General features: G+C 72.6%; 1 pseudogene. It reads left to right on the top strand.

The features are described from left to right. Positions 1-452: pseudogene (locus A612_RS11040) on the top strand (3-methylcrotonyl-CoA carboxylase); the annotation flags it as partial.

Here is a 452-nt window from a genome sequence, read left to right on the forward strand (position 1 = left end):
CGGCCGGCCAGCCGCTGCCCAAGCGCCAGGACGAGCTGCAAATCACCGGCCACGCCATCGAGGCGCGCATCTGCGCCGAGAACCCGGACAACCAGTTCCTGCCGGCCACGGGCGAGCTGCGCATCTACCGCAAGCCGGCATGCGCGGCCTTCGAGCGGGGCGAGGTGCGCTTCGACGACGGCGTGCGCGAGGGCGATGCCATCAGCCCCTTCTACGACCCGATGATCGCCAAGCTGATCGTGCACGGCGAGACGCGCGAGCAGGCGCTGGCCCGGCTGGACGAGGCGCTGGCGCAGACGCACATCGTGGGACTGGCGACCAACGTGCAGTTCCTGCGCCATGTGGCGCGCAGCGCCGCCTTCCGCGAGGCGCGGCTGGACACGGCGCTGATCCAGCGCGAGGCGGAGGTGCTGTTCCACCAGGAGCCCGTGGGCCTGCCGCTGGCGGCGGCC

Source organism: Melaminivora alkalimesophila, from assembly GCF_000282995.1.
Classification (GTDB): domain Bacteria; phylum Pseudomonadota; class Gammaproteobacteria; order Burkholderiales; family Burkholderiaceae_C; genus Melaminivora; species Melaminivora alkalimesophila.